This window comes from Streptomyces antibioticus (assembly GCF_002019855.1).
GTDB classification, from domain to species: Bacteria; Actinomycetota; Actinomycetes; order Streptomycetales; family Streptomycetaceae; genus Streptomyces; species Streptomyces antibioticus_B.
Genome location: NZ_CM007717.1, coordinates 7,391,369 through 7,416,869, shown reverse-complemented (window position 1 = coordinate 7,416,869; position 25,501 = coordinate 7,391,369). Strand labels below are relative to the sequence as shown.

General features: G+C 72.5%; 21 protein-coding genes and 1 pseudogene. 6 read left to right on the top strand and 16 right to left on the bottom strand.

The genetic code is table 11. The annotated features are described in order from the left end of the window. Positions 1-7: 7 nt before the first annotated feature. The gene (locus tag AFM16_RS33640; protein WP_078636189.1) at positions 8-679 is read right to left on the bottom strand and encodes a 2-phosphosulfolactate phosphatase; all 672 of its coding nucleotides are present in this window, start codon (positions 677-679) and stop codon (positions 8-10) included. Between the two features lie 49 nt (positions 680-728). Then, a complete protein-coding gene (locus AFM16_RS33635) occupies positions 729-2,213 on the bottom strand; it encodes a glycosyl hydrolase family 28-related protein (protein ID WP_078636188.1) in 1,485 nt (494 codons plus the stop codon). A 41-nt stretch (positions 2,214-2,254) separates the two neighbouring features. Between AFM16_RS33635 and AFM16_RS33630 the strand changes: the two genes are divergently transcribed. Further along, entirely contained in the window at positions 2,255-2,956 is a 702-nt protein-coding gene (locus AFM16_RS33630) for a CDP-alcohol phosphatidyltransferase family protein (protein WP_078636187.1), read from the top strand. A 21-nt stretch (positions 2,957-2,977) separates the two neighbouring features. Here the strand turns inward: AFM16_RS33630 and AFM16_RS33625 are convergent. The 5 genes and pseudogenes from AFM16_RS33625 to AFM16_RS33605 all read right to left on the bottom strand — a co-directional run. Continuing rightward, positions 2,978-3,394, bottom strand: a pseudogene (locus tag AFM16_RS33625) (FAD synthase family protein); the annotation flags it as partial. Then, the gene (locus tag AFM16_RS33620; RefSeq protein ID WP_245177863.1) at positions 3,391-5,013 is read right to left on the bottom strand and encodes a fibronectin type III domain-containing protein; all 1,623 of its coding nucleotides are present in this window, start codon (positions 5,011-5,013) and stop codon (positions 3,391-3,393) included. The gene AFM16_RS33620 and the pseudogene AFM16_RS33625, both read right to left, overlap by 4 nt. Before the next feature lie 114 nt (positions 5,014-5,127). Then, on the bottom strand, positions 5,128-6,678 hold the full coding sequence (locus tag AFM16_RS33615; RefSeq protein WP_078636185.1) for an oligosaccharide flippase family protein: 1,551 nt from the start codon (positions 6,676-6,678) through the stop codon (positions 5,128-5,130). Beyond that, complete coding sequence (locus AFM16_RS33610) at positions 6,675-8,240, bottom strand: GumC domain-containing protein (protein ID WP_078636184.1); 1,566 nt, start codon at positions 8,238-8,240, stop codon at positions 6,675-6,677. Before AFM16_RS33610 ends, AFM16_RS33615 begins: the two co-directional genes overlap by 4 nt. Continuing rightward, positions 8,237-9,748: a hypothetical protein gene (locus tag AFM16_RS33605; protein ID WP_245177862.1), complete on the bottom strand. Its 1,512-nt coding sequence runs from the start codon at positions 9,746-9,748 to the stop codon at positions 8,237-8,239. Before AFM16_RS33605 ends, AFM16_RS33610 begins: the two co-directional genes overlap by 4 nt. Positions 9,749-9,966: 218 nt before the next feature. Between AFM16_RS33605 and AFM16_RS33600 the strand changes: the two genes are divergently transcribed. After that, positions 9,967-10,947, top strand: coding sequence for an NAD-dependent epimerase/dehydratase family protein (locus tag AFM16_RS33600; RefSeq protein ID WP_078636183.1), 981 nt, complete (start codon positions 9,967-9,969; stop codon positions 10,945-10,947). 32 nt (positions 10,948-10,979) lie between these two features. Continuing rightward, on the top strand, positions 10,980-12,179 hold the full coding sequence (locus AFM16_RS33595; RefSeq protein ID WP_078636182.1) for a glycosyltransferase family 4 protein: 1,200 nt from the start codon (positions 10,980-10,982) through the stop codon (positions 12,177-12,179). Positions 12,180-12,243: 64 nt separating this feature from the next. On the opposite strand, the gene AFM16_RS33590 is transcribed toward AFM16_RS33595, so the two are convergent. The 3 genes from AFM16_RS33590 to AFM16_RS33580 all read right to left on the bottom strand — a co-directional run bounded on the left by AFM16_RS33590 (position 12,244) and on the right by AFM16_RS33580 (position 15,547). Next, on the bottom strand, positions 12,244-13,365 hold the full coding sequence (locus tag AFM16_RS33590) for a glycosyltransferase (protein ID WP_078636181.1): 1,122 nt from the start codon (positions 13,363-13,365) through the stop codon (positions 12,244-12,246). Beyond that, positions 13,362-13,940 carry an LbetaH domain-containing protein gene (locus AFM16_RS33585; RefSeq protein WP_078636180.1) on the bottom strand — a complete coding sequence of 193 codons (579 nt, stop codon included), beginning with the start codon at positions 13,938-13,940 and terminating at the stop codon, positions 13,362-13,364. Before AFM16_RS33585 ends, AFM16_RS33590 begins: the two co-directional genes overlap by 4 nt. Before the next feature lie 134 nt (positions 13,941-14,074). Beyond that, entirely contained in the window at positions 14,075-15,547 is a 1,473-nt protein-coding gene (locus AFM16_RS33580) for a sugar transferase (RefSeq protein WP_179123340.1), read from the bottom strand. A gap of 233 nt (positions 15,548-15,780) precedes the next feature. Here AFM16_RS33580 and AFM16_RS33575 point away from each other — a divergent pair, with 233 nt between their 5' ends. Next, positions 15,781-15,996, top strand: a complete 216-nt coding sequence (locus AFM16_RS33575; protein ID WP_078636179.1) for a dodecin — start codon at positions 15,781-15,783, stop codon at positions 15,994-15,996. Positions 15,997-16,012: 16 nt separating this feature from the next. Here AFM16_RS33575 and AFM16_RS33570 read toward each other — a convergent pair whose 3' ends face one another. Further along, the gene (locus AFM16_RS33570; RefSeq protein WP_078636178.1) at positions 16,013-16,504 is read right to left on the bottom strand and encodes a phosphatase domain-containing protein; all 492 of its coding nucleotides are present in this window, start codon (positions 16,502-16,504) and stop codon (positions 16,013-16,015) included. A gap of 88 nt (positions 16,505-16,592) precedes the next feature. On the opposite strand from AFM16_RS33570, the gene AFM16_RS33565 reads away from it, so the two are divergent. Next, complete coding sequence (locus tag AFM16_RS33565) at positions 16,593-17,612, top strand: LLM class flavin-dependent oxidoreductase (RefSeq protein WP_078636177.1); 1,020 nt, start codon at positions 16,593-16,595, stop codon at positions 17,610-17,612. A gap of 14 nt (positions 17,613-17,626) precedes the next feature. Here the strand turns inward: AFM16_RS33565 and AFM16_RS33560 are convergent, their stop codons facing one another. Then, a complete protein-coding gene (locus tag AFM16_RS33560; protein WP_078636176.1) occupies positions 17,627-20,107 on the bottom strand; it encodes an ATP-dependent Clp protease ATP-binding subunit in 2,481 nt (826 codons plus the stop codon). Positions 20,108-20,308: 201 nt separating this feature from the next. Here AFM16_RS33560 and AFM16_RS33555 point away from each other — a divergent pair, with 201 nt between their 5' ends. After that, entirely contained in the window at positions 20,309-20,839 is a 531-nt protein-coding gene (locus AFM16_RS33555; RefSeq protein ID WP_078636175.1) for a hypothetical protein, read from the top strand. A 183-nt stretch (positions 20,840-21,022) separates the two neighbouring features. Here the strand turns inward: AFM16_RS33555 and AFM16_RS33550 are convergent, their stop codons facing one another. The 4 genes from AFM16_RS33550 to AFM16_RS33535 form a co-directional block, all read right to left on the bottom strand. Then, positions 21,023-21,793 (bottom strand): lysophospholipid acyltransferase family protein, encoded by a 771-nt coding sequence (locus AFM16_RS33550; protein ID WP_078636174.1) that lies wholly within the window; start codon positions 21,791-21,793, stop codon positions 21,023-21,025. Then, the gene (locus AFM16_RS33545) at positions 21,790-22,563 is read right to left on the bottom strand and encodes a GNAT family N-acetyltransferase (protein WP_078636173.1); all 774 of its coding nucleotides are present in this window, start codon (positions 22,561-22,563) and stop codon (positions 21,790-21,792) included. The genes AFM16_RS33550 and AFM16_RS33545 overlap by 4 nt, the downstream gene beginning before the upstream one ends. Positions 22,564-22,800: 237 nt before the next feature. Then, on the bottom strand, positions 22,801-23,550 hold the full coding sequence (locus AFM16_RS33540) for a succinate dehydrogenase/fumarate reductase iron-sulfur subunit (RefSeq protein ID WP_030791582.1): 750 nt from the start codon (positions 23,548-23,550) through the stop codon (positions 22,801-22,803). Further along, on the bottom strand, positions 23,547-25,499 hold the full coding sequence (locus AFM16_RS33535; protein ID WP_078636172.1) for a fumarate reductase/succinate dehydrogenase flavoprotein subunit: 1,953 nt from the start codon (positions 25,497-25,499) through the stop codon (positions 23,547-23,549). The genes AFM16_RS33540 and AFM16_RS33535 overlap by 4 nt, the downstream gene beginning before the upstream one ends. Between the last annotated feature and the right edge of the window lie 2 nt (positions 25,500-25,501).

Below are 25,501 nucleotides of genomic sequence, written 5' to 3'. Positions count from 1 at the left end.
GCATGTCCTAGGTGTACGGGCGCAGGATCATGAGTGTGTCTTCCTGCGTCGCCCGCATCGCGAAGGGGAAGCGGTCGAGTTCGAGGCAGAGGGGGACGTCGTCGGGGTGGGATCCCTCGCGTACGCCCTGGCTCAACTCGGCCGCCGCTGCGGAATTGGCGGCACGTTCAAGGTAGTCGGTCGGGTCTGTGCTCGGTTCGGTGATCCTCCGGGCTATGTAGTGGGCGCAGGCCAGGTCCTCCTCCGCGCGGCCCTCCTCGCCGGTGATCACGAAGGTGACGTCGTCGCTGGCGCGTGTGCGCACGACGCGTGCCGTCGCCTCCGCCACCACGAAGCTCGCGCACAGGACCAGCGAGGCGTCCTTGACGGCCAGCGCGCCGACCGTTCCCGCCGTGGTCTTCTGGACGACGGTCCGGCCCGTGAGGTCGGTCGATCTCAGGAGGGCCGGTGAGTTGACGGCGTCGAAGCCCGGGGACGGTGGGCCGTCCTTGAGTGTCACCCAGTCCGGGTGGCGGGCCTTCAGGGAGCGGGCGTCGTCCAGGGACTCCGCGAGGACGATCTTCTCCGCACCTTGCGCGAAGGCCCACGCCGCCACCGTGTAGGCGCGCATCACGTCGACCACGACCGCCACGGACGGGACGTCGGTCAGCTCGGGTATGCCGAGGAAACGAGGGTCCATGGGGTCATGATCGCGTATGGGTGGTGCAGTGCGGTCGGTCGGTCCGTCCTCAGCGTCCGGGTGGTGGGACGGTGGCCGGCGGGGCCTCGGGGGGTGCCTCCGCCTTGCCCTGCCCAGCCGGTTCGGACGGTGCCTCCGGGGCTGCCGGCTCAGCCGCCGCCTCCGGGGCCGCCGGTTCCGGCTCCGTCGCCGGTGTCTCGCGGGCCGGTGTTCCGTCCAGGCAGTTGACGAACGTGACGAAGCCCGTCTCCCGGGCAGCCGCGCCCTCCGTCGCCACGAAGTCGGCCTCGGGGTGGCTGCGCAGGAGGCACATGTCGTAGCGGGCGACCGTCTGGGCGGGGGCCTCGCGCTCCAGGGCGCGGTACTCGTGGCGGCCCACGAGCTGGCAGGAGTCGTAGCGGATCAGCGGGCCGCGCGGCCCGACCGTGTAGCGGTGGGCGCGCAGTTCGGGGGCGAAGTCCTTGAACGCCTGCCCGGTGTCGTCGCAGTCGCTGAAGTGGACCGTGCCGCTCTTCCACTGGCAGTCGATGACCCGCGTGTCCGGGTTGCGGACCTCGAAGCGGATGTCCTGGGCGTGGAAGCGCTGGACGGAGTCGTGGTGCTGCGGCACGGGAAAGCGGAAGAACGTGCTGCTCGTGCCGTACTCAGGCGTGTTCTCGGGACGCGTGCCGGTCATGATGTAGGAGCCGCCCCGGCAGGTGATCGAGCCGCCGTAGGGGAACTCCAGGAAGTTGCCCCACTCGTACTCGACCTTCATGTCGGTGAACCAGTAGTTGAGGAACTGGTCCTGCTGGTTCGGATCGGTCTGGCCGCGCTGGGACAGACCCGAGTAGAGGAAGGCCCTGCGGTACGCGCCGCCGACCCGGCACGCCTCCCACCGCATCTCGGAGTTGGTGTCCGTGCCGTCGAGGGCGAGCCCGTACTCCCACTCCCCCATCCACTCGCACTCGGTGAACCGGTAGTCCTGCGCCTGGCCGGTGGAGTAGGAGCTGAAGAAGGAGGCGCCCGGCGTCGCCGAGCGGAACTGGATGCGTTCGAAGGCGATGTTGGACCAGATGTTCTCGTTGCGGCAGAGAAAGGAACCCGGTCCGGTCGCCGGGCGGAACACGATCGTGGTCATCCGCTTGCCCGCCCCGATGTACCGCAGCCCGTTGGCGGGCCGCAGCGGCGCGGCCCCGTCGAGGAGCGCGTTCGGGCGGGTGATGAGGAACTCACCGGCGGGGATCTCGATGACCGTGCGCCCGACCCCGCCGGTGACCCGGCTCGCGGCGAGCGTGTAGGCGAGTTCGAACGCCGCGCTGTCGTCGGTGCGTCCGTCGCCGACCGCCCCGAGGTCGGCCACGTTGATCACCCGGGCCAGCAGTTCGGAGCGCGGCCGCCCGGCGCCGGCCGGTCCCAGCGGGCCGGGTCGTCCGGGCCCCACGGCGGCGGACGCGCTGTGGCCGGTCAGGGCCGTGGCGGCCAGGATCGTCGCTCCGCCACGCAGAAGTTGCCGACGACTGACACGAGCCGTCCCACCTCCCCGTTCTGCCATAATTGCCTTCTTTCAAGCGGTTTTGTCGCTCAAGGAGAGAAATGACCGAATTCGCCGAGGTACTCAGGCAACTGTCGGCGGCCCAGAAACCCGCCAAGGGCGTCTCGCTCTACACCCGGTTCGTCAACCGTCCGGCCGGCCGCCTGCTCGCCGCGGTGGCCTTCAGGGCGGGCGCCACACCGAATCAACTGACCGTCCTCGGCGCGCTGTTCACCTTCCCGGCCCTGGCGGCGGTGGCGCTGGTGCCGCCGGGACCGACCCTGGCCGTCTGTGTCGCCGCGTCCCTGGCGGTGGGGTTCGCCCTGGACGCGGCCGACGGTCAGCTCGCCCGGGGCCAGCGCTCGGGCAGCGCGTCCGGCGAGTGGCTCGACCATGTGCTGGACTGCGTCAAGATCGTCACCCTGCATCTGGTCGTCCTGGTGTCGTTCTACCGCTTCTTCACCCTGCCGAGCCCGGTCTTCCTGCTGGCCCCGATGGTCTTCCAGCTCGCGGCCGTGGTGATCTTCTTCGCGGGGATCCTGACCGAGAAGCTCAAGCGCCGGATCCCGGGCGAGGCCGCGCCCGCCTCGCCCCCGGCGCTCCGCTCCGTCCTGCTGTTGCCGGTCGACTACGGTCTGACCTGCGTCAGCTTCCTATTCCTGGGACGCCAGGACGTCTTCCTTGCGGTGTACTGCGCCCTGCTCGCGGCCCATGTCCTGTTCATGGCCGCCTTCCTGGTGAAGTGGTACCGGGAGCTGCGCTGACGGGATCTCCACCGGCTGCGGCGCGGCGAGCAGTTCCAGGGCGCCGCGCAGCATCGTGGAGGAGGTGTGCATGGTGTACGGGAAGTAGACGACGTCGACGCCGACCTCCGCGAACCGCCGTTCCAGCTCCAGCCACTTGGGGGTGCCGCGCCAGTCGTCGCCCTTGAAGATCCGGTGGAAGCCGACGCGCCGCCAGGTCTTGAGCTTGTCGACCTCCGACTCCACCACCGCGTCGTCCACGTAGCGGAGGCTGCGGACGATCTCCAGCCGCTCGGCCAGCGGGACGACCGGGGCCCGGCCCTTGAGGCGCTCGGTCAGTTCGTCGGAGGTCACGCCCGCCACCAGCCGGTCGCAGTGCCGCCGCGCCTCGCGCAGGATGTTGAGGTGCCCGACGTGGAAGAGGTCGTAGACGCCGGGGGCGAATCCGATACGGGTCATCGCACCTCACCGGCCTCGTTCGCGGCCGCCTCGGCGAACTCCCGCGGGGACCAGGACTGTTCGTGCTCGGACTCCGGCGCCTGCTGCGTCTGCGGCTCCACCGCCGACCGCTGCTGCGGCGTCCCGCCCGGCGTGGCCTCGGGGGCCGCCGCGCGCTTGGCCGGCTTCGGCACGGTCACGTCGAGGGCGGCGGACTTGGCCGAGGTGTTCGTGCCGTCCGTCACCTCGATCCGGTAGCTGTGGCGCGAGCCGGCCGCCACGGTGTCGGTGTACGTCATCCTCGGCATGTCCCAGTAGGTGGAACGTTCCGTCTTGCGAGCCACGAGCTTCCCGTCTCGGTAGATGCGGTAGGTCAGGACGGCGTCGTCGCGGTCCCAGGTGGCGCGCCAGGCGAGGGTGACCTTGCCCGGCTGGGCGCTGTCCAGCTTGAGCGCGGGCACCTTCGGCGCCCCGGTGTCGGTGTCGCCGAAGCGGGTCAGGCCCTGCTGCGGCTTGTCGTTGACCTTGGTGAACTCGCCGCCCACCCACAGGTACCCCTTGGACACCACGAGGGCGCGGGGGCCGACCTCCTCACCGAGGCCGCCGTTGGTGTCGGGGAACCAGTGCAGGATCCGGCGGTCGTCGACCGACTGGGCCAGCAGATGCTGGCGGTCGCCGCGCTCGGGGAACCCGCCCGGTGTCTCGTTGCAGTTGTGGGCGTGGGACGCGCTGTAGAGGACGCCCTTGAAGGGGACCACGGACTGGGTGGCGCCGAAGCAGGTGTCCTTCCACACCATGGTCCCGTTGGTGAGCCGGCCCGCGATCCGGCCGTCGTAGATGCCGGGGCCGTGGCCCTCGGCGCCGACGAAGAAGCGGGTGTCGTCGCGGGCGATGGTCTTCACCGACGACTGGGCGGGGAACCAGCCCGGGTAGGTGAACAGGGTCGCGCCGGTGGTGGGGTTGAGGGCGACCAGCGAGCGGACGGACTGTCCGTTGACGGCCTCGAAGTCCCCGCCGACGAAGAGCGTCTTGTGCTTCGTCGCGATGGACAGGGCGCGCACCGGCTGGTCGATCTCGGCCTTGAAGGGCAGCAGGGCGCCCTTGCGGTCGACGGCGGCGATGCGCGGCCGGGCCTGTCCGCCGACCTTGCCGAAATCGCCGCCGAGGTAGACCGTGCCGTCGGTGGCGTCGATGGCCCGTACGGTCGCGGAGACCGCCGGCTTGAACTGCTTGAGCACGGCGCAGGTCTTGGTGTCGATGGCCGTCACGTTCGCCACCTTCTCGGAGCCGGCCTGGGCGAAGGAGCCGCCCACGTACAGCACCCGGCCGTCGGGCGACGCCTTCATGGCCCGCACGGTGTGGTTGTGTCCGGTGAACGCCGGTGCGCAGGGCAGCAGTTTGCCGGTCTTGGCGTCGAACGCGGCGAAGTTGCGGCGCTTGACCTGCTGTTGGCCGGGGGCGGCGCCGGGGGGACGGACCGTCTCGAAGGTTCCTCCGACGTAGACGACGCCGTTCGCGGCGGCCAGCGACCAGACGATGCCCTCCGGCTGCCAGGTGGCGAGCGGGTCGGCGGAGAGCGTTGCGGGGTCACCTTCGGCGGCCGCGGCGAGGGAGGCGTCGAGGAGGGCGGTGGAGCACACGAGGACGGTGACGGCAGCCCTCGTGACCGGCTTCGTACGGAGCTTTCTCAGGCGCAATGGACACCCCAGGGCAGTGGTGTGGGTGGGAGGCGGACCGAGACGCCGACTGGGTGCTCATGCGGCGCGGCGGCGCAGCACCCCGACCAGCTCGCTCACTCCCAGCGACGTCCGATATCGCCACAAGCTAGTACCAAATACACACAATCCCAAAGCCATCCCCACGGCGAGTCCTGACGGAGTGTCACCTTTCATCAGCCGGGTCGCCGTCATGACGACGGTGACGAGGAGACCGGCGGTGAGGGCCACGGCGTAGCCGCCGTCGACGGTGGTGAAGCCGAGCCTGCGGCGCACCAGATGGGCCGCGGTGAGGTTCTCCACCACGATCGCCGCGCCCCAGGACACGGCGGCGCCGAGCACGCCCCAGACCGGTACGGCGAGCAGCCCGACGACCAGTTGCACCCCGAACGCGGCGGCGGTGACGGCCAGATGCCAGGAGCTGCGGCCCGCCATGAGGAGCACGGTCTGCGCGTTGCCGACCGCGACGTTGACCAGCGAGGCGGCGCACAGGACGACGAGTCCCGGCGCGCCGATGCCGAACTCCGGTCCGAACACGGACAGGACGGTCTCGGGGAAGGAGGCGACGACGGCGAACAGCGGCCAGGAGAACAGCACGGTCCAGCAGGTGGAGATCCGGTGCAGCGCCTGCGCGGGGACGACGGCGTCGACGGCGAGCAGCCGGCTGATCTCGGGGGCGACGGCGAGCCGGACGGCGAGCTGGACGAGGGTGCACGCGGTGACGACCCGGCCGATCGCGGTGTAGACGCCCGCCTCGCCGGCCGTGGCGAGCGCGGAGAGCAGCAGGACGCCGACCCATACGGCGCTGATGTCGAAGACGGAGGAGACCGCGCGGGGTCCGGCGAAGCCCCAGAACTCCCGCCAGGTGACGGAGGATCCGCCGGTGCCGGGCCCGCTGGCGGGGTGCGGGCGGGCGGCGCGGCAGCGGCGCAGACACACCCAGGCGGCGACGGAACCGGCGAACGCGGGCAGCAGCCAGGCGGAGGCGAGGGCGAGCGTCCCGGGCAGCCAGAACGCCACGGGGACGGCGATCAGCACCCGCAGCACGGGCTTGCCGATCTGCTCCACGCCGACGAACGGGACGACGGTGCCGTAGCCGCGGGTGGCGCCGAGCAGGACCATGCCGACGGTGGCGGCGGGCAGGAAGAGCCCGAAGAGCCGGACCAGCGCGATCGCGTCCGCCGCGGGCAGGTCGGGCAGCAGCGCGGTCGCCACGGCGGGCGACATCAGCAGCGGTACGGCGGCGGCGGTGCCGGCGACAGCCGCCGGCAGGACGGCCGTGCGCAGCAGGGCGTCCACCGAGCGGCCGTCGTCGACGGCGAGGTCGCGCGGCACGAACCGGACCAGGCCGGTGTCGGCGCCGAGCTTGCAGGTGTTGCTGAGGATGGTGAAGAGGGCGACGCCCGTGAAGATCGCGCCGGCCCCCTCGGCGCCGACGGCGCGGGTGATGAGGCCGACGAGGAGGAAGGAGAACACGGCGTTGACGCCGGACCCCGCCACGCCCCACCAGCCGCCCCGGGCGGCCGCGGCCACCCCGCTCGGGGCCGGGGCCCCGGGGCGGGTGGGAGCGGCCGCTTCGGGGGCGGTCACCGGCGGGAGACCGTGAGGGTGCTGTCCTGCACGGGGAGTTCCATGGCCGACGCCGGGGCGTGCGCCACGGGACGGTACTTCGGACGGCGGCGCAGCCCGCGCAGCTTGCGGCGCGGGCGGCCCGCGTCGAGGACGGCGCCGAGGAGGCGTCCGCCGGCGCAGCCGATCAGCTCCTCGACCTGGCGGAGGTCGTCGCGGCGGGTGCCGTCGAGACCGGCGACGACGAGGACGCCGTCGACCCGCTGGGCGACCGCGAGCGCGTCGGCGTCCGCGAGGAACGGTCCGGTGACGACGACGGTCGACAGGTCGCCGTCACCGTGCGCGCGGTCCCGGTCGCCGACGCGGACGTGCGGGGCGTTCGCGCCGCCCGAGGCGAACGCGAACCGTCCGGTGACGTCGGCCTCGACGAGGACGCTGCCGGCCGGCAGGAACGCCTCCTCCAGGGTGGGGGCCTCGTACGGCATCAGCGGCAGCCGGGACGCGAGGTCGGAGGTGTCGGGGGCGGCGTCCACCAGCAGGACGTCACCGCCGTCGTCGGCCAGGGCCGCGGCCAGGTTGGCGGCGACCTCCTCGGCGGCCTCGGAGTGGCGCGGGGCCACGACGAGCACCCGGCCGGGGCCCGCGGTGCCGGCGATCTGGCGCAGCCGGAAGGCGAGCGCCCGGTACGCCTCGGCGCGGGTGCCCTCGGTGCGGCCGACGGTCAGCAGGGTGTCGCCCTGGCGGCTGTCGGCGGGCAGGATGCCGAGCACGGGCGCGCGCAGGGCGCCCTGCACCTCGCCGACCGAGCGGATCCGGTTGTCGACCGAGGAGCGCACCCAGGCGAGCACGATGCCGAGCAGCAGACCGCAGACCAGGCCGAGGGCGAGCAGGGTGCGCAGGCCGGGGCCGATGGGCAGGGCGGGGGCGGTGGCGCGGCGGACGACGTCACCGGCGTCGATGTCGCGGGACTTGATGTCCAGGACCCGCTTCTGGAGGGTGTAGAGCTGGCTCTGCGCGGCGGTCTTGGCGGGCGCCGTGTCGTTGGCGAGCTGCTCGTTGAGGACGTCGATCTGCTGGTCGAGGGCCTTGGTGGCGCGCAGCACGGTGGCCTCGCTGCGGCTCTTGCGGTCGGCGAGGTACGCCTCGGCGAACGCGTTGGCGCCGCGGGCGGCGCGGTCGGCCCCGGCGGCGGTGAACTCGAAGCGCAGCACCTGGGACTTCTGCGGGTTGGTGACCCGGACCCGGGAGGCGTAGTCGTTGGCCTGGCTGTCCGGGCGGCCCAGGATGCGGGCGGCGCGCAGGGCGACGGCGGCGCTGCCGGCGATCTGCTGCTCGGTGGTCATGCTGACCTGGTTGTCGGCGCTGACGCCCACCGCGCCGAACTGGTCGAAGGTGGAGCGCACGAGGACTTCGCTGGTGGCGCTGTAGGTGTGGGCGCGGTGCTGGGCCAGGGCCAGGCCGCCGGTCACTCCCAGGAGGATCCCCAGCGCGATGAGCATGCGGTGCCGCAGGATGCGACGCAGTTGGTCGCGTAGTTGGTCCGGCTCGTCGTACCGGTCGTCGAAGTGGATGGGGCCGGTCACGGGTGCCCTCCTGTTCCGGGGATCGATGCGTGACGGTTGGGTGCGGTCGGCATCGCCGTTGAGGGGAACCGGGATGCTCGGGCGGTGGGGGTGCTGATGAGCAGGGGGACGGCGACCAGCAGGGTCAGCGGGCCCGCGATGGCGAGCAGGCTGCCGCGCAGGAAGACCATCTGGTAGAAGGCGAACGCCGGGACCAGCAGCGCCGCGAGGACGCCCGCCCGGTCGCGCAGCCGGTGCCGGACGTCGTCGACCCGCCGGCCGAAGGCGCCGAGCAGGCAGAACACCACGATCACCGCGAAGGGGCCGGCCCACAGGTAACTCTCGATCCACAGCGGCGCGGAGAGGTTGTGGAAGTCGTAACCGGCGTACCGGGCCAGGGCGATGCCGGTGTCCTCGGGCTTCTCCGGCCACATCGAGCGCGGCACCATGAACAGCGGGGGCCCCAGCACGTTCTGCGGGGAGAGGCCGTCGTCGCGCGCGTGGTCGAGGCCGGTCTGCACCTGCTGGAAGGCGTCGTAGTCGCCGTTGGCGGTGAACTGTTCGGAGAGCGAGACGACGGCGACGTCCTCCCGGTCGCTGTAGCGGAAGTAGTCGCTGTAGGGGAAGACGAACAGCAGGGCGGCGATCAGGGCGGCCGCGGTGACGCGGAAGGCCCGGGGCCGGCACAGCCGGGGGATCGAGAACAGCAGGGTGAGCAGGACCATGCCGGCCCAGAACCGCGGTTTGCTGATGGGGTTGTTGACGACGACGTTGAGCGCGACGAGCACCGGCAGGAGCAGCCAGCGCACGCCGCGCAGCCAGCGGTCGCCGCCGGTCGCGCGCGGCACCCGCAGCAGTCCGAGCAGGGCCCAGAAGGCGGGGACGGACAGCGACCAGGTGAGCAGCGAGCGCAGCGAGGAGTCCTCGCCGCCGGCCTCGGTGATGGCCTCCCGGCTGGTGAAGTAGGCGCCCAGACGGCCGGGTTGGCCGGAGATCAGCACCGCGGCGAGGCCGAGGGCGAGCGCGCACAGGGCGATCAGCCGCCAGGGCGCGATCCGCCGGGCGAGGACGCGCTCGACGAGTCCGGGCGGTGCGCTCGCCGCGCGGCCCTGGTCGCGTCGGCCGGCGAGGGCCGTGCCGGCGCTGTAGGCGAGCAGCCCGAGTTCGACGACGGCCACGGCGCCGAGGGCGGTGAGCTGGTCGGCGCGGTAGGGCCACGGGTAGGTGTCGGTGGCGAGCATCGCCAGCGGGGCCAGGCCGAGCCAGACATAGGCGAAGACCCAGAACCCGAAGCCGACGAACCGCACGGTGGAGGCGGTCAGCACCCGGGCGAGGGCGCCGCCGGAGTGCGCCACGACGACGCCCTGGAGGGCGAGGGCGGGCGAGATCCGCACGCCGTGCGCCTGGAGGATCAGCCCCGGAAGCACGACGGTCAGCACCACGGCCCAGACGAAGACCGCAGCCACACTGCGGACGCGGGCGTCCTGCATCCCGACCTCTCTGCCGAGCGAGTATTTAGGCTGAAACATCACTGAAGGATATATAGCGCTCATATCTCCTAAATCAGACCAGGCGCGCACAAATCATTCAGTTGGACGGGACGCTCCCCGGACAGAGTCATCGAGGTGACGCGCATGATCGGGAGCGGCGCGCCATTTCCCGTAAATCCCGACAAATGTGTATTGCTTATGGTCGCCGGTCGCACTGACCGCACATCAGATCTCCGGATTCCCAGAGGAGTTGTGCCATGAGCAAGCAGGTCGACGTCGTCGTCGCCGGAGGCGGGGGATTCATCGGTGGTCATCTCGTGGGCGACCTCCTGGCCCAGGGGCTGACCGTCCGGTCGATCGACATCAAGCCCCGGCACGAGTGGTACCAGGTCCACCCGGACGCCGAGAACGTCGTCGACGACCTCTCGCTCCTGGAGAGCGCCCGCGCCGGGGTGCGCGGCGCCCGTCAGGTGTACATGCTCGCCGCGGACATGGGCGGCATGGGCTTCATCGAGAACAACAAGACCGCCTGCATGCTGTCGGTCCTCACCAGCACCCACATGCTGCGCGCCGCCCACGAGGCCGGTGTGGAGCGCTACTTCTACTCCTCCTCCGCCTGCGTGTACGCCGCCGGCAAGCAGACCGACCCGAACCTCACCGCGCTGCGCGAGGAGGACGCCTACCCGGCGCAGCCCGAGGACGGCTACGGCTGGGAGAAGCTGTTCTCCGAGCGCATGTGCCGCCACTACGCGGAGGACTTCGGGTTCGTCACCCGCGTCGCCCGCTACCACAACGTCTACGGACCCAACGGCACCTGGACCGGCGGCCGGGAGAAGGCGCCCGCCGCGGTCTGCCGCAAGGTGGCCGAGGCGGTCCTCAGCGGCGACCACCGCATCGAGATCTGGGGCGACGGCGAGCAGAGCCGCTCCTTCATGTACATCGACGACTGCCTGCACGGCAGCCAGATGATCATGTGCGGGGACAGCGGCGAGCCGGTGAACCTGGGCTCCTCCGAGCTGGTGACGATCAATCAGCTCGTGGACATCGTCGAGCGGATCGCCGGTGTGCGCTGCGAGCGCAAGCACCTCCTCGACGCCCCGCAGGGCGTGCGCGGCCGCAACTCCGACAACACCCTGATCCGCGAGATCCACGGCTGGGAGCCGTCCGTCACCCTGCTCGACGGCCTCGAGAAGACGTACGCCTGGGTCTACGACCAGGTCAAGCGCTCCCACCAGTGATGCCCGACCGAGCATCAGGACAGGGAGTACCGATGCGGATCCTCGTCCACGACTACAGCGGTCACCCGTTCCAGGCGCAGTTGAGCCGGGAGCTGGCCCGCCGCGGTCATGACGTCGTCCACTCGACCTGCACGGCGTACGTCTCCGGCAAGGGCAACCTCGCCGGGGACACGCCCGGTCTGCGCTTCGCCACCATCGGGGACGGCACCGCGCTGAAGAAGGACGCCTATGTCCGGCGTCTGCGCCAGGAGACCCTGCTCGGTCTCGAACTGGCCCGGCAGGTACGGCGGGAGAAGCCCGACGTGGCACTGCTGTCCAACCTGCCGATCCCGGTGCTGGTGGTGGCGGCGGCCGTGCTGCGGCGGCTGCGCATCCCCTGGGTGCTGTGGCACCAGGACGTCACCGCCGTGGCGCTCAAGAGTTTCGCCGCCGAGGGCGTCGCCCGGTCGATGGGGATCGCGGCCAAGGTCTTCGGGGCGGGCGAGAAGTGGTCCGCGCGCAGGGCCGCGGCCGTGGTGGTGATCGCCGACTCGTTCCTGCGGATCCACCGCGAGTGGGGCACCGCCGACAAGGTCACCGTCATCCCCAACTGGGCGCCGCTGGACGAGATCGTGCCGGTGGACCGGGCCAACGCCTGGTCGGCCGAGCACGGGCTGAACGGGGTGCGCACCGTCCTCTACTCCGGCACCCTCGGCCTCAAGCACAACCCGGAACTGCTGGTCCAATTGGCCGAGCGGCTGCGCGGGCGCGGCTGCCCGGTACGGCTGGTCGTGGTCAACGACGGTCCCGCGGTGCCCGTGCTGCGCGAGGCGGCGGCCGCCCGGGGTGTGGAGCTGACCCTGCTGCCCTTCCAGCCGTACGAGCGGCTGCCCGAAGTCCTGGGCACCGGCGACCTGTTGGTCGTGCTCCTCGGCGCGGACGCCGGGGAGTTCTCGGTCCCGTCCAAGACGTTGTCGTATCTGTGCGCCGGGCGTCCGGTGCTCGGTCTGATGCCGGCCGGCAATCTGGCCGCCCACCTGCTGCGCCAGGCGGGCTCGGCGGTCTTCGCGCCGGAGGAGTCCGCGCTCGACGAAGCCTCCGTCTGGGCCGCCGGCATCCTGTCGGACCCGGCGCGCGCCGAGGCCCTCGGCAAGGAGAGCCGGGCCCTGGCCGAGCGGGAGTTCGCCCTGGAGGACTGCGCGTCCCGCTTCGAGGACATCCTGCGCTCGGTGAGTCTCCTCCCGGTGCGCTGAACCCCGCGCACGCGCTCTCCGCGGGCGGTCCGGCCGCGTACGGCGGCCGGACCGCCCGCCGTCGTCATCCGCGACGGCCGCGGTACAGCTCCTCCAGCCGGTCCACGACGGCACGGATGGAGAACACCTCGTCGATGGCCCGCCGCCCGGCCGCGGCCAGCCGCCCGCGCAGCGGGGCGTCGGCGAGCAACCGGCCCACCGCGTCCGCGAGTTCCTCCGGACTGCCGTCCGTCACCAACGCGGCCTGCCGGCTCGCCAGCTCGGCGGCGATGCCGCTGCTGTCCGTGCACACGACGGGAGTTCCCTCGGCCAGCGCCTCCAGGACCGTCATCGGGAACGGCTCCCGCACGCTCGGCAGGACGTACACGGCGGCCCGGCGGTAGGCGGCCAGCGCCGCATCGTGGTCCAGCGCGCCGCCGTAGGAGACCACGCCGGTCAGTCCGCGCTCGGCGATCAGCCGCCGCACCTCGGGCAGGGATCCCTCGTCGGCGCCGTAGAGCGTGAACCGGGCGCCGGTGTGCTCCTTGTGGACCAGGGCGGCCATCTCGACGAACGCCTCGGGGCGTTTGCGCGGGTGCAGCCGCGCCAGGAAGATCACCTCGCGGTCGCCGCGCACCCCGTCGCTCGCCTCCTCGGGGGCGCAGCGCAGGCCATTGGGCAGCGACACCAGCGGGGGTCCGTCGGGGCCCAACACCTCGGCCAGGTCCCGGCGTTCGTGCTCGGTGAGCACCAGACAGCCGCGCGCCCGGCGCAGCAGCGGCACGAACGCCCGGTCGAAGAGCCGGGCGACGGCACCGGTGCGGGGCGCGACCATGCCGTGGGTCTGGGTGACGAACTCCTTGCGCCGCAGCCGGGCGACGGCGAGACCGGCGAGGGAGACGAGGTCGCGCCCCGCGTGCAGATGCACGACGTCCGCCCGCCCCATGGCCCGCCACAGGTCCCGCAGCAGCAGCGGATGCATCAGGCCGAGGCAGCCCCGGCCGGGGACGATCCGCCACGCCGGGCGGGAGACGAACCGGACACCGCCCAGGCGGGGCGCGGCCGGTGCCGCGCCGCGCCACAGCGAGACCAGCGTCACGTCGTGTCCCCGCACCGCGCACTCCTCCAGTTGCGCGACGGCCACGCTGGTGGGGCCGCCGAACGCCCCGTCGTCGCTGACGAGGGTGACCACATGGACGATTCTCACGCCGGGACCGCCTTTCCGGCCTGCCCGGCCGGACCGGCCGTCAGGACCGCGCCCGACGCCAGGTCCTGGTGGGCGACGGCGCCGGCCCCGACCACCGCGCCCCGGCCGACGGTGACCCCGCGCAGCACGACACCGCGGGCCGCGACCCAACTGCCCGGCTCGAGACGGACGGGGCCGTTGTCGAACTCGAAGGTGGCGGAACGGCGGCGGTGGCTCCCGGTGCACAGCAGCGCACCCTGCGAGACACAGCAGTCGCTGCCGATGGTGACGGGTTCGAGGTTGAGGATCCAGGCGTCCTCGCCGATCCAGACGTCGTCGCCGATGTCCAGCTTCCAGGGCCAGTGGACGCGTACCCCGCGCCGGATCAGCACCCGCCGGCCGACGCGGGCGCCGAAGGCGCGCAGCAGGACGGGCCGCCAGCGGGCCGGGAACCACCATTTGACGAAGAGGAGATGGAGCGCGGCGTACCAGGCGGCCTGGATCAGCGGTGGGCGCCCCTTGTCGTATCCGGCGCCGGTGAAGCCGCGCAGGGACCGCGCCGGGACCGCGGGCCGGGCGGATGTGGTCTGTACCATGACGCGATCCTTCACGCCGCCGGGGACACCGCGGCCCGGTTCACCGCGTGTTGACGGCAGACGTGCCCGGATGGCGGACGTACGGCGAGGACGCGGCCCCGCGGGGAATCGGGGCCGCGTCCTCGTGCGGGGCCTCAGTAGGCGCCCTGGCCGTCCAGCACCGCGCGCAGGGTGCGGGCCATCACGTTCATGTCCCCGGCCAGCGACCAGTTGTCGACATAGCGCAGGTCGAGCGCGACGGTCTCGCGCCAGGACAGGTCCGAGCGTCCGCTGACCTGCCACAGTCCGGTCAGGCCCGGTTTGATGCTGAGCCGGCGCATCTCGACGCCGTTGTACTTGAGGACCTCCTCGGGCAGCGGCGGACGCGGCCCGACGAGGGACATGTGGCCGAAGAGGATGTTGAAGAGCTGGGGGAGTTCGTCCAGGGAGTAGCGGCGCAGGATCCGGCCCACCGGGGTGACCCGGGGGTCGCGCCGCATCTTGAACATATGGCCGTCGTTCTCGTTCTGTGCCTCCAGACCGCTCTTGAGCCGGTCCGCGTCGACCACCATGGTGCGGAACTTCCACATGGCGAACGTCTTCCCGTGCCGGCCGACCCTGGTCTGGCGGTAGAGCACGGGACCGGGTGAGCCGAGCCGGACGGCGAGCGCCAGCAGGACGAGCAGCGGGGAGAAGAACAGGATCAGGGCGAGGGCGCCGGCCCGGTCGAGCGCCGACTTCGCCACGGTGTGCGAACCGCGCTGGAGGGGCGGCGCGATGTGCAGCAGGGTGAGACCGGCCGCCGAGGTCAGCCGGATGCGCCGGCGGGCCACGTCGGTGATGCCGGGCAGCACCATGAGCGAGCGGCCCCCGTCGTGCAGGGCCCAGGACAGCCGGCGCATCCGCTCCCCGGACATCAGCCGGCCGGGGGCGACGAAGACCAGGTCGGCCGCGATCTCGTCGGCCGCGGTGAGCACGGCGAGCGCGTCCGTCTCCGGCGACTCGGGGGCCTCGCCGGGCAGCCGTACGTACTCCGGCACCCCGGAGCGCATCTCGCCGTCGCCCACCGGACAGGCGCCGACGACGACGTACTCGTGGTCGGTGCGCTGGGCGAGCTGCTCGACCACCGCGTCGACCGTGGGGGCCTCGCCGACGACCAGTACATGGCGCAGGGCGCGGGCGTTGCGGCGGGCGGCGAGCAGATGACGGTGGATCGACTTCTGGCAGACGGCGGTGAGGACGAGCGCCGGGATGAGGGCGGTGAACGCCTCGGCCGGCACACTGTCCAGACCGCAGACGACCCGGACCGTGGCCAGGGCGCCGACGAGGACCAGCCAGTCCCGTATCACGGCCCTCAGGCCGCCTCGGTCGCCCCAGGCCAGCGGGGTGTACCGCTTGCTGAACACACCGATCAGGGGCCACAGCAGGGCCGAGGCTGCGGCCAGGCGCAGCGGGTGGGGCTCATGGACCTCGACGAACGCCGCGGCGATCGGCAGGCCGGCGGCGAGGACGTCCACGGTCAGCGCCGTGGGACGGTACCAGTGTGCCCCGGTCTCCACGCGCCGGACCGGCGGGCGGGCCACGGGGATCGGCGCCTGTCGGGACATCGGGACTCTGAACAGCCGCATGGTCTCCTTCAAACCCCCAATCACGGATAGCGGGCGCGACCGCACGGACCATCGATGCGTACGACCACGCCCCTTCACATGATCCTTATATCACCGCATACATACCAATATCGGACTTTTGACCGCCGACCGTGCGGGCCCGGCCCACACATGGCGGCACGGCGCGGCGTGGGGCACGGTGGAGTGACGCGTGACAGACCCGACGCCGCCCGCGCGGCCGAGAGGAGCACCCGATGTCGAACCACACCTACCGGGTCACGGAGATCGTCGGAACCTCGCCGGAGGGCGTGGACGCGGCCGTGCGCAACGGCATCACCCGCGCCTCGCAGACCCTGCGCAACCTGGACTGGTTCGAGGTGACCCAGGTGCGCGGGCAGATCGAGGACGGCGAGATCGCCCACTGGCAGGTGGGACTGAAGGTGGGCTTCCGCCTGGAGGAGTCGGAGTGACGGAAGCGGCCGCCGGCTACGTCCGCCCTTCCCCCTCCTGAGCGGTCCTCAGCTCGGCGGAGGGGGCCGTCCAGCGCGCCCGGACGACGGTGAACCCGGCCCGTTCGGCGTCGACGCACACGAGTTCGTCGTCGTCCACCAGCATCCGCACCTCCCGGCCGCGGGCGAGCCGGCGCAGCACCTCCAGCTTGGTGCGCCGGGCGGGCCGCCGGTCGTGGTCGCGCCGCATGTGCACGTCCCCCTCGGGCAGCCCGTGCGCGGCGAGCCAGGCCAGGGTGTCGGCCCGGCAGCGCTCGGGCCGGCCGGTCAGATAGACGACCTCGCACTCCTCGGCGCTCTTCCGGGCCAGCGCGACGCCCTCCCGGATCGGCGGGTCCTGCGGCGCGGCGGCGAAGAACGCGTCCCAGTCGCGCGGCCTGCTCTCCAGGAACCGCTGCCGGTGGGCCGTGTCGGCCAGGGTGTTGTCCAGATCGAAGACGGCGAGCGGCGGTCTTTGGCTGTCGGTCACCCGGCCACCCTAGACAGCGCCCGCCGAACCGGCACGCCCGCCCGTTCGCCGCGGAATCCCCCGGGCGGCGCAGGGCGTTGAAGGCGGTATGAGTTCCGTCCTCGCCTCGGCCCGCTTCTCCGTGCTCGACCGCTCCCGCGTCCGCGAGGGCCGCACCGCCGCCGAGGCGCTGCGCGACACCGTGGACCTGGCCCGGGAGGCGGAGCGGCTCGGCTACCACCGGTTCTGGGTCTCCGAGCACCACGGCGTGCCCGGCGTCGCCGGATCCGCGCCCACCGTCCTCGCGGCCGCCGTGGCGGGCGCGACCCGCACCCTCCGGGTGGGCACCGGCGGGGTGATGCTGCCCAACCACCGCCCGCTGGTGGTGGCCGAGCAGTTCGGGGTGCTGGAGTCCCTGTTCCCCGGCCGGATCGACATGGGACTCGGCCGCTCGGTGGGGTTCACCGACGGGGTGCGCCGGGCGCTGGGCCGGGACCGGGACGACGCCGACGCGGACGACTTCGCCGCCCAGCTCGACGAACTGCTCGGCTGGTTCCGCGGCACCTCCCCCACCCGGGCGCACGCCTATCCCGCGGAGGGGCTGGCCGTGCCGCCGTTCGTGCTGGCCATGGGCGAGGGCGCGGCGATCGCCGCCCGCGCGGGTCTGCCCATGGTCATCGGGGATCTGCGCGACCGGGACCGGCTGCGCCGCGGCGTCGACACCTATCGCGCGGAGTTCCGGCCGTCACCGTGGGCGAGCGAGCCGTACGTCGTCGTCTCGGGCACGGTCGCCGTGGCCGGGACGCCCGAGGAGGCCCGCCGGATCCTGGTCCCCGAAGCCTGGTCGATGGCGTACGCGCGCACCCACGGCACCTTCCCGCCGCTGCCGCCCGCCGAGGCGGTCGAGGCGCGGGAGATGACCGCCAAGGAGCGCGGCTTCTACACGTCCGGTGTCGCGGGACAGCTCGCCGGCACCGAGGAACAGGTGGCCGACGAGCTGGAGGGCCTGCTCAAGGACACCGGCGCGCAGGAGGTCCTCGTCACGACCAGCACCTACGACCGTACGGCGCTGCTGGACTCCTACACACGGCTGGCCCGGATCGTGAACGGATCCGGGCCCGCCGTCTGACCGGCGTCACGCCGTCAGGTCTTGGCCGGATGGTCCGAGTGCACCACGATGTGGCCGTCCACCGCGTCCACCCGGGCCCGGTCGCCGGGGTTGAGCTGTCCGGAGAGCAGCAGGTCGGCGAGCCGGTCGTCGACCTCGCGCTGGATGGTGCGGCGCAGCGGACGCGCGCCGAAGTCGGGCTGGTAGCCGAGGTTGCCGAGCAGGTCGGCCGCCCCGTCGGTGACCTCCAGGTCCACGTCCTGGGCGCGCAGCCGGCGCTTGGTGTGTTCGAGCAGCAGATCGACGATCTCGCGGATCTGGCCGCGCTCCAGCCCGCGGAAGACGATGATCTCGTCGATGCGGTTGAGGAACTCGGGCCGGAAGTGCTGCTGGAGCACCGGCATCACCGTCTCGCGGACCGCCGTGTAGTCCTCCACCCCGGCCGCGAGGATCCGGTCGGCGCCGATGTTGGACGTCATGATGACCACGGTGTTCTTGAAGTCGACGGTCCGGCCCTGGGAGTCGGTGAGCCGCCCGTCGTCCAGGATCTGCAACAGCGTGTTGAAGACGTCCGGGTGGGCCTTCTCGATCTCGTCGAACAGGACGACGGAGTACGGCTGCCTGCGCACCGCCTCGGTGAGCTGGCCGGCCTCCTCGTGGCCGACGTATCCGGGCGGCGCCCCGACCAGCCGGGAGACGGTGTGCCGCTCCTGGAACTCGCTCATGTCGAGCCGGATCATGCGGTGCTCGTCGCCGAAGAGGGCGGCGGCCAGGGCGCGGGCCAGCTCGGTCTTGCCGACGCCGGTGGGGCCGAGGAAGAGGAAGCTGCCGACGGGGCGGTTCGGGTCGCTCATCCCGGCCCGGGCCCGGCGGACCGCGCGGGCGACGGCGGTGATCGCCTCGTCCTGGCCGACGACCCGCTCGTGCAGATGCTCCTCCAGCTTCATCAGCCGGGCCCGCTCCTCCTCGGTGAGCTGGGCGACCGGGATGCCGGTGGAGCGGGAGACGACCTCGGCGATGTCGTCGGCGGTGACCTTCGGGGTCGTCTCCTCCGACTTCTCGGCGCTGCCGTCCAGCTCGGCCTCCGCCTCCTTGATGCGGTCGCGCAGTTCCTTGGCGCGCTCGTACTCCTCGTCGGCGACGGCCTGGTCCTTCTCCCGGTTGAGGGCGGCGAGGCGGTCCTCGATCTCCCGGGTGTCGGCCAGCGGGGTGCGCGAGCGCAGCCGGACCCGGGCGGCCGCCTGGTCCATCAGGTCGATCGCCTTGTCGGGCAGGAAGCGGGAGGTGATGTACCGGTCGGACAGCTCGGCCGCCGCCACCACCGCCTCGTCGGTGATCCGGACCTGGTGGTGGGCCTCGTAGCGGTCGCGCAGACCGCGCAGGATCTCGATGGTGTCGTCCACGCTGGGCTCGCCGACCAGGATCGGGGCGAAGCGGCGCTCCAGGGCGGCGTCCTTCTCGATGTGCTTGCGGTACTCGTCGATGGTGGTGGCGCCGATGAGGTGCAGTTCCCCGCGGGCCAGCGCCGGCTTGAGCATGTTGCCGGCGTCCATGGCGCCCTCGCCGCCGCCTCCGGCGCCGACGACGGTGTGCATCTCGTCGAGGAAGAGGACGAGCCCGTCCCCGTGCTCGCCGACCTCGTCCAGGAGCTTCTTCAGCCGTTCCTCGAACTCGCCCCGGTACTTGGTGCCGGCCACCATCCCCGCCAGGTCGAGCGAGACCAGCCGCTTGCCCTCCAGGGTCTTCGGCACGTCGCCCGAGGCGATGCGCTGGGCGATGCCCTCCACGATGGCGGTCTTGCCGACCCCCGGGTCGCCGATCAGGACCGGGTTGTTCTTGCTGCGGCGGGAGAGCACCTCGATGGTCTGCTCGACCTCGTCGTCCCGGCCGATCACCGGGTCCAGCTTGCCGGCCCGGGCGTCCTCGGTGAGATCGCGGCCGAACTCGTCGATGGTCGGCGTGGAGCTGGGCGCCTTGCGCTCGCCGCCCTCGGGCATCCGGGTCGCGCCCTCCCAGCCGGTCTCGGCGAGCGTGCGGCCGGCCGCCGACTCGGGGTTCACGGCGAGGGCCCGCAGCAGATGCTCGGGGCCGATGTACGAGGAGCCCTCGGCGCGGGAGATCTGGTAGGCGTCGAGCAGCGCCCGCTTGGCGGCCGGGGTCAGGCTGGTGGGCTCGGTGCGCGCGCCGCCGCCGTGACCGGAGGAGAGGCGCTCACGGATCCGGTCGGGGTCGGCGCCCGCCTCGGCGAGCAGCCGGCGGGTGGAGTCCTGCGTGGTGGCGGCGGCCAGCAGATGCCGGGCGTCTAGGTCCTCGCTGCCCTCCTCGGCGGCGATCTCCCGGGCCTGAGCGACCAGCTCACGGGCCCGCTCGGACAGCAGGGAGCCGATGTCGACGCGCTGGGGCCGCCGGGCGGGCGAGGCGGGGCCGCCCCCGCCGGCGCCGCCGAAGAACCGGGACATCAGCTCGTCGAACTCCTCGAACGGGCTGCGTCCGAATCCGAATCCTGGAGTAGTCATGATCGCGGGCCTCCCCGGTTGCGGCGACAGGCATCGGCGCTAACCAACCTGCCACGGCACACGCGGCCCCGCACCCGCGCCGGTCACCGGGCGTGACGGGGTGGCCGGTGCGGGGACTCGCGGGGTCCGTCGTGACGTGTACGGAAGGCTCCCGCATGTCCAGTCCGCCCGCCCGAGGACTCCGGCGCCGTACACTCCCGCATGACCGACACCCGGCCGCCCTTGCTGCTCATAGACGTCGACGGCCCGCTCAATCCCTACGCCGCCAAGCCCACCCGGCGGCCCGAGGGGTACCTCACCCATCGGATGCGGCCGCGTGGCTGGGACGACCCGGCGGTGAAGCCCTTGCGGGTGTGGCTCGACCCCTCGCACGGCGCGGCCCTGCGGGCGTTGCCGTACGAGTTGGTGTGGGCCACCACGTGGGAGGCCGAGGCGAACGTGTGGATCGGGCCGCAGATAGGGCTGCCGGAGCTGCCGTACATCGACTGGGGGCCGGGCGCCCGGGAGCGGACGCCCACGGGTGTCTTCTGGAAGACCGAGCGGATCGTGGAGTGGGCCGCCGGACGGCCCTTCGCCTGGGTGGACGACGAAGTCGGCGACCGGGACCGCGAGTTCGTGACCCGCCGTCATCCGGGACCGGCACTGCTGCATCACGTCGACCCGCGCCGCGGTCTGCTCCCCTACGACTTCGCACGGCTCGCGGCATGGGCCGAGGCCCTGCGCGACGGGTAGGGCCTCTCTTTCGGATCTTGCCGAGGGTCGCGGGCCCTGGCACGCACATCTGCGGCGTTGTCGTCGGTTGCCGACGCTCCGCGTCGACGCCCTCCTCCGCCTTGCATCTGCACGCACCAGACCCCGCTCGGGCCCGCCGAGACGCACCGTCGCTCGGAGCCGGCCAGATCCGAAAGAAGGACCCTAGGCCCCCGCCGCCGAGGCCAGGGTCGCGCGGTCGGGGTGGGTGCCCGGCGGGATCAGCGGCAGCAGTTCCGCCTCGGCGATCAGGCCGCGGGTCGAGGCCACCCGCCACAGGGAGGCCGCCAGGGAGTCGTCGCCGACGTAGGCGGGCGCGGTGCTGGGCGCGCCCGTGGCGTCCCGGTAGCGGATGCGTACCGGCTGGACCGGGACCCCGGCGTCCAGGGCCGCCTGGAACACCGCCCGCCGGAAGGGCCCTCGGGCGCGGCCGCACCAGGTGCTGCCCTCCGGGAACACCGCGACGGCCCGACCCGCGCGCAGGGTTCCGGCGATCCGGGCGACCGTGCCGGGCAGTGCGCGCAGCCGGTCGCGGTCGATGAACAGGACGCCGCCGCGCGCGGCCAGCGCGCCCGCGACCGGCCAGGTCCGGATCTCGGCCTTGGCGAGCATCCTGGCCGGGCGGATCCCGGCCAGCAGCGGGACGTCCAGCCAGGAGATGTGGTTGGCGACCAGGAGCAGACCGCCGGCCGCGGGCGGCGCGGGCGCGCCGGTCACCCGGATCCGGACGCCGGCCGCCCGCACCACCGCCCGGCTCCACCGCCGTACCGCCCCGGCCGGGATCCGCGCCCCGAGCGGGGACAGTACGACGCCGGTGAGGACGAGCAGCAGGACGGCGGTGAGCCGCAGCACGGCCCGCGGTACGGCGGTGAGGCCGGCCGTCGTGCGGACGCAGCCCCGCGGGGTGCAGGGCGCGGTGGGCAGCCAGGCGCTCATGAGGCGGGGACGAGGGAGAGGAAGTGGCGCAGATAGCGCGGGTCGACCCGGCGCATCGACAGCAGCACGTACAGGTCGGCCACCCCGAAGTCGGGGTCGTGCGCGGGCTCCCCGCAGACCCGGGCGCCGAGGCGGACGTAGCCGCGCAGCAGGGCGGGCAGTTCGGTGCGTCCCGCGGGCGGCGGCACGGCCGGCACCCAGGGGCGCAGCGGCCGTACGCGGTGCTCCTCGGGGGCCAGGTGCCTGGCGCGGACCCGGTCCCAGGTGCCGACGGCGAGGGTGCCGCCGTCGGTGAGCGGGATCGAGCAGCAGCCGGCCAGCCACTCGTGGCCGCGGTCCACCATGTAGCGGGCGATGCCGGCCCAGATCAGGCCGATGACGGCGCCGTCGCGGTGGTCGGGGTGGACGCAGGAGCGGCCGACCTCGACCAGGTCGGGGCGGATCGCGTCGAGGCGGGTGAGGTCGAACTCGCTCTCCGCGTACAGCCGTCCGGCGACGGCGGCGCGCTCGGGCGGCAGCAGCCGGTAGGTGCCGACGACCTGTCCGGTGCCGGTGTCGCGGACCAGCAGGTGGTCGCAGTGGGCGTCGAAGGGGTCGACGTCGAGTCCCGGCCGCGGGGAGGTCAGCAGGGCGCCCAGCTCACCGGCGAACACCTCGTGCCGCAGCCGCTGCGCGGCCCGTACGTCGTCCTCGTCGCGGGCCAGGGTGACGGTGTAGCGGACGGGGGCGGTGGAGTGCGGGGGACGGTCGAGGGTGGATACGCCGGACATGGCTCACTCCTGGGGACGGGCCACAGCGGGGACGGTGGCGCTCCCCCTGTTTCTCCCGATCCCGGTTGGCGTGTACGTGACCGGTGCCGGGAGAACGGATGTGGGAATGCTGAATGCCAGGGTCCGGGCCGGGCCGGCGTCCTCGGGCAAGCCAGACGGGACCGGGGATGAGCACCACTCCCGGTCCCGCCCGTCCGCACCGTCGGCGAACGCTCTTCGCTGCTTTCCCGCCGCGGCCTACCGCTTGGCCGCCTTGCGGGTGGCGCGCAGCCACTCCTTGTTCATACCGGTGATGGAGACCAGCGGGATCCCCTTCGGGCAGGCCGTCGCGCACTCCCCGGCGAGGGTGCAGCCGCCGAAGCCCTCCTCGTCCATCTGCGCCACCATGTCGAGGACCCGGGTCTCGCGCTCGGGCGCGCCCTGCGGCAGCACGTTCAGATGGTTGACCTTGGCGGAGGTGAACAGCATGGCCGCGCCGTTGGGGCAGGCCGCCACGCAGGCGCCGCAGCCGATGCACTCGGCGTGCTCGAAGGCGAGGTCGGCGTCCGGCTTGGGCACCGGGGTGGCGTGGGCCTCGGGGGCGGCGCCGGTCGGGGCGGTGATGTATCCGCCGGCCTGGATGATCCGGTCGAACGCGGACCGGTCCACCACCAGGTCCTTGATCACCGGGAAGGCGGCGGCCCGCCACGGCTCGACGTCGATGGTGTCGCCGTCGCGGAAGGACCGCATGTGGAGCTGGCAGGTGGTGGTGCGCTCGGGGCCGTGCGCGTCGCCGTTGATGACGAGGCTGCACGCGCCGCAGATGCCCTCGCGGCAGTCGTGGTCGAAGGCGACCGGGTCCTCGCCGCGCAGGATGAGTTCCTCGTTGAGGGTGTCGAGCATCTCCAGGAAGGACATGTCGGGCGAGATGCCGTCCACCTCGTACGTGGACATGGCGCCGTCGGCGTCGGCGGCGCGCTGCCGCCAGACGCGCAGGGTGAGCTTCATGCGTAGCTCCGCTGGGTGGGGTGGACGTACTCGAAGACCAGGTCTTCCTTGTGCAGGGCGGGGGCCGTGCCGGTGCCGGTGAACTCCCAGGCGGCCGCGTACGAGAACTCCTCGTCGCGGCGGGCGGCCTCGCCGTCGGGGGTCTGGGACTCCTCGCGGAAGTGGCCGCCGCAGGACTCGGCGCGGTGCAGCGCGTCGAGGCACATCAGCTCGGCGAGTTCCAGGTAGTCGACGATCCGGTTGGCCTTCTCCAGCGACTGGTTGAACTCCTCGCCGGTGCCGGGGACCTTGATGCGGCGCCAGAACTCCTCGCGGATCTGCGGGATGCGTTCCAGTGCCTTGCGCAGTCCGGCGTCGGTGCGGGCCATCCCGCAGAACTCCCACATCAGTTCGCCGACTTCGCGGTGGAAGGAGTCGGGGGTGCGGTCGCCGTCGACGGACAGCAGCAGGTTCAGCCGGTCCTGGGTCTCGGCCAGCACCTCCTGGACGACGGGGTGTTCGGCGGTGATGTCGCCCTGGTGGGGGTTGCGGGCGAGGTAGTCGTTGATGGTGGCGGGCAGCACGAAGTAGCCGTCGGCGAGGCCCTGCATGAGGGCGGAGGCGCCGAGCCGGTTCGCGCCGTGGTCGGAGAAGTTGGCCTCGCCGATCGCGAACAGGCCGGGGACGGTGGTCTGGAGGTCGTAGTCGACCCACAGTCCGCCCATCGTGTAGTGCACGGCCGGGTAGATCCGCATGGGCACTTGGTACGGATCCTCGTCGGTGATCCGCTGGTACATGTCGAAGAGGTTGCCGTACTTGGCCTCGACGGCCTTGCGGCCCATGCGCTTGATGGCGTCGGCGAAGTCGAGGTAGACGCCCTGTCCGCCGGGGCCGACTCCCCTGCCCTCGTCGCAGACGTTCTTCGCGGCGCGGGAGGCGATGTCGCGCGGGACCAGGTTGCCGAAGGAGGGGTAGATGCGCTCCAGGTAGTAGTCGCGCTCGTCCTCGGGGATCCTGTTCGCCGGCCGGTCGTCACCCTTGGCCTTGGGGACCCAGATCCGGCCGTCGTTGCGCAGCGACTCGCTCATCAGCGTCAGCTTGGACTGGTGGTCGCCGGTGCGCGGGATGCAGGTGGGGTGGATCTGGGTGAAGCACGGGTTGGCGAAGTAGGCGCCGCGCCGGTGCGCCCGCCACACGGCGGTGGCGTTGGAGTTCATGGCGTTGGTCGACAGATAGAAGACGTTGCCGTATCCGCCGCTGGCGAGGACGACGGCGTCCGCGAAGTAGGTGTCGGTCTTTCCGGTGATCAGGTCCCGGGCCACGATGCCGCGGGCCCGTCCGTCGATCACGATCAGGTCGAGCATCTCGGTGCGGGGGTGCATCTCGACGTTCCCGGCCGCGATCTGCCGGCTGAGCGCCTGGTAGGCGCCGAGCAGGAGCTGCTGGCCGGTCTGGCCGCGGGCGTAGAAGGTGCGGGAGACCTGGACGCCGCCGAAGGAGCGGGTGTCGAGGAGTCCGCCGTACTCGCGGGCGAAGGGCACGCCCTGGGCCACGCACTGGTCGATGATCTCGACGGAGATCTGCGCGAGGCGGTGCACATTGGACTCGCGGGCGCGGAAGTCGCCGCCCTTGACGGTGTCGTAGAACAGCCGGTGGACGGAGTCGCCGTCGTTGCGGTAGTTCTTCGCGGCGTTGATACCGCCCTGCGCGGCGATCGAGTGGGCGCGGCGCGGGGAGTCCTGGTAGCAGAACTGGACGACGTGGTAGCCCTGTTCGGCGAGGGTGGCGCCCGCGGAGCCGCCGGCGAGGCCGGTGCCGACGACGATCACGGTGTGCTTGCGCCGGTTGGCGGGGTTGACGAGCTTGGCCTCGAAGCGGCGCGTGTCCCAGCGTTCGGCGACGGGCCCCGCGGGGGCCTTGGTGTCGACGAGCGGGGCGCCGGTCGTGTAGGCGGTGTAGTCGGTAGTCATGT